An 8,867-nucleotide genomic window follows, 5' to 3' on the forward strand; every position below is an offset into this window, starting at 1 on the left:
GATTTTAATATTTTCATACCAGTGTTTTATAGCAACACCAATTTAGGTGAAAATACTAAAAACCGCAAACCTTTTATTTATAAGCATTTGCGGTTATTTTTTATTATAGACTTACGGATTTAAGGTTTTAAACTAGCGGTAGCGAACATATTATACCCGATCGGGGTTATTATCTTTCATACCGTGTTTAAAACAATTTTCAATAAAAGATAAAAATAATATAAGGAGGCACACTAATCGCTTCTATGTCTCCTATAATATCCATTGTCAACAAATAGAAGAAATAGAAAACACCACTTTATTTAGTTTAGTAGATAATCAACATACCAATATTCATTTTTCAAATACTATTAAAGAAAGCCTATACTTTAATTTTATAAACTACTCTTATTTGTAATGGTGCTGGAGTTGAAACGATTCGCTGTGATGCCTCAAAAGGTTAGGTTTTATTTGGCGATAAAACGGGACCTCTTAAATATAAAACGATTGGAGTTATTTTAACAATGAAGAAGCTAAAGTCATCAAAAAAATTGTGATTAATAAAGCTGTACATTTTATTATTTTGAACAAAAATAGAAAACTTCGAGTATCAAAAATTAATAGAAGTTTTACCGTTATTTAATAAGGTCTTTGATCTCTTCCAACGTTTTTCCTTTCGTTTCTAATAAGTACTTAATAGCATAATAAAATAACAATAAACAGAAAATTCCATAAACACTAAAAGTAATTCCACTAAGCCTTCCTTTAAAAGTGTTTAACAACACAGGAAAAGTAAGAGACACCAAATAGTTTGTTATCCATAGAAAAAAAGTAGCGATACTAATTCCAGCACTTCTAATCTCGTTAGGAAGCATCTCACTTATCAGTACCCAAATAATTGGACCTGCCGAAAGTGAGAAGAACGCAATAAAACTCAAGATCAAGAAGAGAATAAAATACGTGTTTTTTAAATCAAAAGAGAATGCTATTCCTAAAATAAATAGAGATAGAGCCATACCTAATGAGCCCCATTTCAGTAATTTTTTCCTTCCTATTTTATCGACCAGAAACATCGCTATAATTGTAAAAAGAGACATACAAAAACCAATACTAATTGATTGAAAAATAGCTACGGATTTTCCAATCCCTATATTCTCGAAAATATTAGGGGCATAATACATGATGATATTGATCCCTGTTAATTGCTGCAACGAGGCTAAAATGATAACAGCAATGGTCGCCTTTTTAAATGCAGGTTTAAACAACTGTCTATAAGATGATAAAACAGACCTCTTTGTTTTTAACTCTTCCTTCAAGCTAGATTCAATCTCTGCTTCTATTAAAGCTGCCTGCTCTTTCCCATTTATTTTTGTCAATATGCGTTGTGACATTTCTAGCTTTCCTTTACTTATTAACCATCTAGGGCTTTCGGGCACAAAAAATAAGAGTATAAAAAATATAATAGCAGGAATTACCTCAACTCCCAGCATCCAACGCCAACTCACTGTTTCTGATAACGAGCTCAAAAAATAGTTAGAGAAAAATGCAACGGTTACCCCTAATACAATTGCCAATTGATTTAACGATACCATTTTACCTCTAATTTTTGCAGGACTCACTTCTGCTATATATAAGGGCGCAAGCATAGAAGCTGCACCTACTCCTAATCCGCCTATAACCCTATAAATTATAAATCCTATTGTAGTGGTTGCTAATCCACTACCTACTGCAGAAATAGCAAATAAAATAGCTGTTAACAATAATAATTTTTTTCTTCCAAAAAGCGAGCTTGGAGTTCCTGAACCTAATGCTCCCAAGGCACATCCAATTAACATACTACTTACCACAAAGCCAAAGGCCAAATCATCTAATTCGAAATAGGATTGAATGTAAAGATTGGCTCCTGAGATCACAGCTGTATCAAAACCAAATAAAAATCCACCTAATGCAGTAACTGAACTTATTGAGATAATATATTTTATATTCATTTATTAGAAAATAATTTTTGAAATTCAAATATAAAAAAATATATTCGTATCAGTTCACACCAGTTGAAATGACCACTAAAGTAAAACATATTGTTAGAGATATAGAAAACCAGTTGACAGACAAAACACTTGTGGTAGGAAATCAGCTTCCATCTTTATCAGAATTATGCAAAACATATAAGGTTTCCAGAGATACAAGTGTGCGGTCTTATAAAGACCTATTAGCACGTGGGGTCATTACAGCAATACATGGAAAAGGATATTTTGTAGCAAAATCGAACCCTTTAATTCAAGTTAATCTTTTTTTATTACTAGATGAGCTATCATCATATAAGCAAGTTTTAGTAAATGCCATAGTAAATGGCCTAGTAGATATTAAAGGGGAATATCAAATATTTTTTCATCACTATAACCCGTCTCTTTTTCACAATTTAGTAAATGATTCTATAGGAAAGTTTACTCATTATGTTATAAGCCCCTTTCCTAATGCACCTGAAGTAGAAAGTGCTTTGAAAAAAATACCTGAAAAGAAACTGATCCTTATCGATAGGCATGACGAACTCGATATGGATCATAATTTTATAGGACAAGAATATTTTGAAGATATCGTAAATAGCTTACGTCAAATAAAAAACAGATTACAAAATTACACTCGGTTTGTATTTATATTTCCCGAACCTTCATACCACCCTCAGGAGTTAAAATCAGGCTTTACAAAAGTTTGTAAAGAGTTAGGCTTAACTCATCATATTTTATCTAATACTAATACTATGAAAAAAGGTGATGCTTTCTTAGTTATTGATGATAATGACCTCGCCGACATGGTAGAGAAGTGTACTGAAAACAATTGGGAGTTAGGCAAGGATATTGGAATTGTATCCTATAATGAAACTCGTTTAAAATCGGTAATTGCTAATGGCATCACTACGTTATCGACTGATTTTAATGCTATGGGGGAAGCTTTAATTGAAAATTTAGAAAACAAAAAATCAATTTATATCCATAATAAATCGAGTATAACAATAAGAAAATCAATTTAAAATAAAATTATGAACACAGAACATGCCGAAATAAAAGAAGCTTTGTCTATTGAAAATATTCATTTTTATAATAAATATGGGTATTTAACAGCTTCTAACGCATTTAATGAAGAAACCATTACAAAATTAAAAGCAGAAGCAACAGCTATAGTAGGTGGCAAACGAGGAAAGATTGATGGCGCTGTAGATTTAGAAGAAAATTTATCAGAAGAAGCTATTTTAAGAAAATATGCGGCGATACATTTTCCTCATAAAATATCTCCTTTAATGAAAGAAGCAGCTTCAGATTCTAAAGTAGCAAACTATCTTTCTGCATTAGTGAGCCTTAATGTAAAATGCCTACAGACCATGTTATTTATTAAAGGACCTGGTAAAAAAGGACAGGCTTGGCATCAAGATGAGTTTTTTATACCAACTAGAGATCGTTCTTTAACAGGGGTATGGATTGCTTTAGAAGATGCCGATTTGGAAAATGGGTGTCTATGGGTCATTCCAGGGTCACATAAAGATGGTATCATAAAAAAACGAATAGAAAACACGAATGAAGAATTTGCAGATACTACTACTTTAGATATTGGGTCATATAACGAAAAAGACTTTGTGAAAGTAGAAGTTAAATTAGGGAGTATCATCATTTTTAACGGATACTTATTACATATGTCTTTACGTAATAATTCCTCAAATCGTTTTAGAAGAGCTTTAGTATCACATTACTGTAGCGCAGAATCCATGTTACCATGGGATCAAGATGGAAGACAAGAGCCTACACAAGATTTTAGAGATATTTTTATAGTAGCAGGAAAAGATCCTTATGAATATAAGGGGACTCAAAACCTCTCTAAACCATTTGTGAGACCTGACGTTATAAACTTTAACACCGATGAGTTTCGTAAAAATCTAAAAACCAAAAAATAATGCATATTAAATTTTTCTGTCCTTATTGGGGATCCGAACATTTAGACTATACTACTTTTTTACATAAAATTAAGGAGGCAGGTTACGATGGTACAGAAATTATTCTTCCTTATGATAAAAATGATAAGGATTTAATTGTCAAAACAGCAAAACAATTAAATCTAGAAATTATTGCTTTATGGGGAGGTGTGATCGAAGGAAACTTCAGTACTTCTATCAAAACTTATGAGGAACACCTTCGTAATGCATGTTCTATTCAACCTTTGTTTGTAAATATTCAGACTGGAAAAGATCATTATACGTATGAGCAAAATATGGAATTTATTCATTTAGCTCAAAGAATAAGTGAAGAAACCAGAGTAAAAGTAGTTCATGAAACACACCGAGGCAAGTTTAGTTTTGCTGCTCACATCACCAGAGAATATTTAGAAAAAAATCCTTGGATTAGAATTACTGCAGACTTTTCACACTGGTGTAATGTTTCAGAGTCATTATTAGAAGATCAACCTAAAAATATTGAGAAAGCCATAGCAAATACAGACCATATCCATGCTCGTGTTGGGTTTGCTGAAGGTCCTCAAATCCCAGACCCTCGTACTCCCGAATGGCAAATAACTTTAGATGCACATATATCTTGGTGGGATCGTATTATTGAATTAAAGAGGAGTCAGAATGCACCATATATAACTATTAGTCCAGAGTTTGGACCTTTCCCTTACATGGTCATGATGCCTTTTACAGGTCTACCTATTTCTTCGCAATGGGATATTAACTTATATATGAAAAACCTTTTGAAAGCACGTTATAAAGAATAGGATTAAATCACCTATATGATATTAATCTAGTAAAAACAATAGTTGTTTAACTTCAACCCACAAAAAAAGCCCAAACTAAAATATAGTTTAGGCTTTACAATTTATAAAAGTGGTCCCACTTGTTCTACTATTAAATAGAGTGTTATGTAGTAATATACAGTAATATGGAATTTTGAATGAATTATTTCTATGTTCTAAAAGTGATATGAAGCACTATAGATGTATAAAGGTTTGAGCATCAATTGAGAAATTCGCTTTCACCTTTAGTTAAGAAAATTTTAGAAATTCTCTAATTAATTTTTGTTGCAAGTCCTCATTAAATAAATCAATAGAGCAATGAATTTTTAGCTTCATTTGTGTATGTCGATTCCTATATATAAATTAGGGGCGGCAGTAATTTGAGTTTCCGCATGTTAATGGTTTTAACGAACTTTAAAGATACTCAACTTACTGCTTTTTCATGAGCGCTAAATATAAATAGAAGGGTAAAACAAAAATTAATCAATAACGGCCACAACAGACAATCTAAATACTGCATTTATGAAAGATTATTATTAAAACGCTGAAAATTTCATTAAGAAGAATGATAACAACTAACTTTAAAATTATATTTAAAAAAACAACTCTACCTCTAATCATTCTGTTTTTTCAATATATAAATGCTCAAATAACTTTGACTCATAATGTTGGAACTGCACCTATTGAAACAGACATGTTTTCTTGTGAAAGGGATGAAGGTTGGTCTCGTGTATTTAAACTTTCCGATTTTGGTATTTTACCAAGTCAACAGTTTGCTATTAATTCAGGAGAGGTTGCATTTAGTAAATCTAATAGTGGAGCATTTTTGCAATTTAATGTATTTAGTATTGATGAAGATTTTCCAACTTTTTTTCATTCTTTATATCCTAGAACATTACTTGGAAGTCGTGGTATTGGTCAAGCACCAGTGATTAACGGTTCACCAGAAATTGTACGAGTTGACTTTGATGAACCTATTATTGTACCCGCTGGTGTAGATAGAATTTTGGTAACAGTAAAAAAGATTGAAGACTTTTATAACCCAGAATCTGCGGAAGTTTTTATTGCAGGAACATTAGAAGATACTGGTGTTTCATGGTATGAGGGTTGTGATGAAAACTATAGTTTAACCCCTACTACAGATTTAGTAAACCCTGTGTCTAATGCAAACTTTTACATTAATGTAACTGGTGAGACAGTTAGTATACAAAGTTCAGGAACTAGAACTAGATTGTCCCATAATGTTTGTGATGATATAATTGAAACTAATATTCACTCATGTACATCTTCATATATTTATTGGGCAAGAGCATTTACATTAGAAGATTTTGGGATTTCAACAAATGAAGAGTTTGTGATTAATTCTGGTCAAGTTGGAATTAATAAAACAGGGTGGTTACCTGAAATTAGTTTCAACATCTATAAAATTGATAATAATTTTCCTGCTTCATTTTCTGAAACAGATTTGATTGGAAGTAGTCAGTATCAACAACTATCTCCTAATATTGATCGTACTTCACAAATCATTGAAGTAGAGTTTGATAATCCAATAATAATACCGGCAGATGTTGAAAGGATTTTAGTTGAAGTTCATAAAGGAATTGTATACGGTGACGGAGTGGCTTTTATTGCTGGTTCATCTCAAGATAATGATGTGTCATGGCAGCGAGGATGTACTAATGTAGCGGGGGGTACTTATTTTGATCCTAACGAGTATGTCTCAACAGATGATTTTGGTAGACCTAATGCAAACTTTTATATAAACGTAACAGGAAATGTAAATCACATTACCAACAATTTCGAAATGAGCATTTCAAACATTTGCTCCGAGTTTTTAAAAGAGTTTAGTTTAGAGAATAAGACAAATGTTGCTTCTGTTATTTGGAATTTTGGTGACCCTGCTTCTGGAATAGATAACACTTCTACAGATTTATCCCCTTTTCATGATTTTTCTGCCGATGGAACTTATACCATTACGGCAACAGTAACAGGTAATGATAATAGCGTTGAAGTTTTAACCGAAACCATTGACGTTAAAGAGCCGCCAACGGCTTATGGGATTGATAATATCTATGCTTGTGAAGATAGTTTTGACTCTGGTTTTTCTTCCTCTTTTGATGTTTTAGGTATATATAATCAAGTTTTAGGAGGTCAAACGGATAAGATTGTAACATTTATAAATGGCAACGGTAATCAATATAATGTCTTACCTAGTCCATTTTCAAATACCGTTAAGGATAGAGAAACAATAATTGTAAGAGTAGCTCATAAAGATAATCTCTGTTGCTATTCAGAAACATCTTTCGATTTAATAGCTAATCCGCTTCCTAATATTTCAAGTATTCAGGATATTGAAAATTGTGACAACGACTATGATGGTATCACTTCTTTTAATTTAACACCTATACAAGATGAAGTTATAACGGACAACCCAAGTCTTACAGTAGAGTTTTTTCATGAAAACGGCCAACAAATAGCAAACCCTTTGCCCGAATCAATTGATAATATAGAGTTTAATGAGGAAATAATTACTGTAAGAGTAACCAACCCTAATACTAAATGTTATAATGAAACTACCTTTAAACTTATTGTGAACCCGTTGCCCATAGCTCATACTTTAACCGAATTAATGGGCTGTGATGATAATGGAGATGGTATTTCAAGATATTTTGACACCTCAAATGTAGAGAATAATGTTTTAGGTGGGCAAACAGGTATGGAAGTCAGTTATTATGATAGTGATGGTAATCTATTGCCTTACCCATTTCCAAATCCTTATACCAACAAAATCCCTAACAAAGAAACGATTACTGTAAGAGTTACAAATACACAGACCAATTGTTATATAGAAACAACAATGGTTTTAAAAACATCTAATAAGCCCAAAATCAATACCCCGGATGATATCTATGTCTGTGATGAAGGTGGTGGATTCTCAACATTTGATTTAAGTGCTATAGAAAACGAAATTATTGGAAGTCAGGTTAATTTAAATGTATTTTATTATGATGAATCGGGAAATCATATTACTTCTCTGATAGATGCCAGTTTTCAAAATACACAGGCCTGGGCTCAAATAATACATGTTAGGGTGGAAAATGTGTTCAGCCCTGTATGTTTTTCACAAATTAGTTTCAAACTTAGGGTAAATGCTTTACCCCAAATTCCTATAGAGGAAAATTATTTTCTATGTAATTTAGAGCAGGAGCTGCCACTTGTCATTAACGAGGCCATGGATTTCTGGGAATGGCAATATGAAGATGGCAGTATTCTCTCAAATACAAACGAAGTAAGTTTGATTGAAGCTGGGGCTTATAAACTTACTATTGGTAAGGTAGAAAATGGGATTATTTGCCAAAATACTTACGATTTTGAATTGATACGTTCTATCTTGCCAACTATTACAAGTATAGATTATCAGGATTTATCAGATAATAACTTCATCATTATTAATGCTTCTGGTGATGGTGATTTTGAATACTCGATTGATGGTATTAATTACCAAAAAAGTAATGAATTTCAAAATGTCTCGGGAGGCATTTATACAGTTTCGGTTAGAGATAAGTTAGGTTGTGGAAAAGATTTGCAACAGCTTACTTTAATAGATTGTCCCAAATTTTTCACACCAAATGGCGATAATTATAACGATTATTGGCAGGTAAGAGGTCTTGCAAATGATCCTAATGCAAAAATATTTATCTATGATAGGTATGGAAAACTGCTAAAGCAAATCACTTCTAATAGTATTGGTTGGGATGGTATGTGTCGTGGTGAAAAAATGCCTTCAGATGATTATTGGTTTACTGTAAAACTGGACGATGGCCGATTATTTAAGGGGCATTTCACACTTAAAAGGTAAATATCATGTAGCCCCACCGAGGTCTCTCGATTTTCATCAACAATACAAGTCTTTAAAAATCAATTATTTAAATAATTTCATGAAATAAATAAGAATACACTCTTTTATAGAGAAAAACACAAAAAGGGATCAATCCCAAAAGTTGTGTGTGAATTCAAAGTAGAATGATATTTTTGTAAAAAAAAGAAGATTGGATCCATATATTGACCTACTGAAAGTTCTCTTGCCAGAGCTATTGATTACCCATTTTGAT

5 protein-coding genes are annotated in these 8,867 nt (G+C 32.2%); 4 read left to right on the forward strand and 1 reads right to left on the reverse strand.

Features of this window, described 5'->3' with window-relative positions; all coding sequences use genetic code 11:
• Positions 1-614: 614 nt before the first annotated feature.
• Positions 615-1,967, reverse strand: coding sequence for a sugar porter family MFS transporter (locus EM932_RS20505; RefSeq protein WP_135879079.1), 1,353 nt, complete (start codon positions 1,965-1,967; stop codon positions 615-617).
• A gap of 68 nt (positions 1,968-2,035) precedes the next feature.
• Here EM932_RS20505 and EM932_RS20510 point away from each other — a divergent pair, with 68 nt between their 5' ends.
• From EM932_RS20510 to EM932_RS20525, 4 genes are all read left to right on the forward strand, one after another.
• Positions 2,036-3,007: a GntR family transcriptional regulator gene (locus EM932_RS20510; protein WP_135879080.1), complete on the forward strand. Its 972-nt coding sequence runs from the start codon at positions 2,036-2,038 to the stop codon at positions 3,005-3,007.
• Between the two features lie 9 nt (positions 3,008-3,016).
• Positions 3,017-3,922 carry a phytanoyl-CoA dioxygenase family protein gene (locus EM932_RS20515; RefSeq protein ID WP_135879081.1) on the forward strand — a complete coding sequence of 302 codons (906 nt, stop codon included), beginning with the start codon at positions 3,017-3,019 and terminating at the stop codon, positions 3,920-3,922.
• A complete protein-coding gene (locus tag EM932_RS20520) occupies positions 3,922-4,737 on the forward strand; it encodes a sugar phosphate isomerase/epimerase family protein (RefSeq protein WP_135879082.1) in 816 nt (271 codons plus the stop codon). Before EM932_RS20515 ends, EM932_RS20520 begins: the two co-directional genes overlap by 1 nt.
• Before the next feature lie 583 nt (positions 4,738-5,320).
• Positions 5,321-8,614, forward strand: coding sequence for a T9SS type B sorting domain-containing protein (locus tag EM932_RS20525; RefSeq protein ID WP_246041173.1), 3,294 nt, complete (start codon positions 5,321-5,323; stop codon positions 8,612-8,614).
• Positions 8,615-8,867: the final 253 nt, after the last annotated feature.

It is taken from the genome of Flavivirga rizhaonensis (assembly GCF_004791695.1).
In the GTDB taxonomy this organism is placed as follows: Bacteria; Bacteroidota; Bacteroidia; order Flavobacteriales; family Flavobacteriaceae; genus Flavivirga; species Flavivirga rizhaonensis.

Excerpts from the sequence above, each read along its gene's own strand:
- EM932_RS20515 (WP_135879081.1), top strand. The coding sequence starts at position 3,017 with ATGAACACAGAACATGCCGAAATAAAAGAAGCTTTGTCTATTGAAAAT.
- EM932_RS20520 (WP_135879082.1), top strand. The coding sequence starts at position 3,922 with ATGCATATTAAATTTTTCTGTCCTTATTGGGGATCCGAACATTTAGAC.
- EM932_RS20525 (WP_246041173.1), top strand. The coding sequence starts at position 5,321 with ATGATAACAACTAACTTTAAAATTATATTTAAAAAAACAACTCTACCT.
- EM932_RS20505 (WP_135879079.1), bottom strand. The coding sequence starts at position 1,967 with ATGAATATAAAATATATTATCTCAATAAGTTCAGTTACTGCATTAGGT.
- EM932_RS20510 (WP_135879080.1), top strand. The coding sequence starts at position 2,036 with ATGACCACTAAAGTAAAACATATTGTTAGAGATATAGAAAACCAGTTG.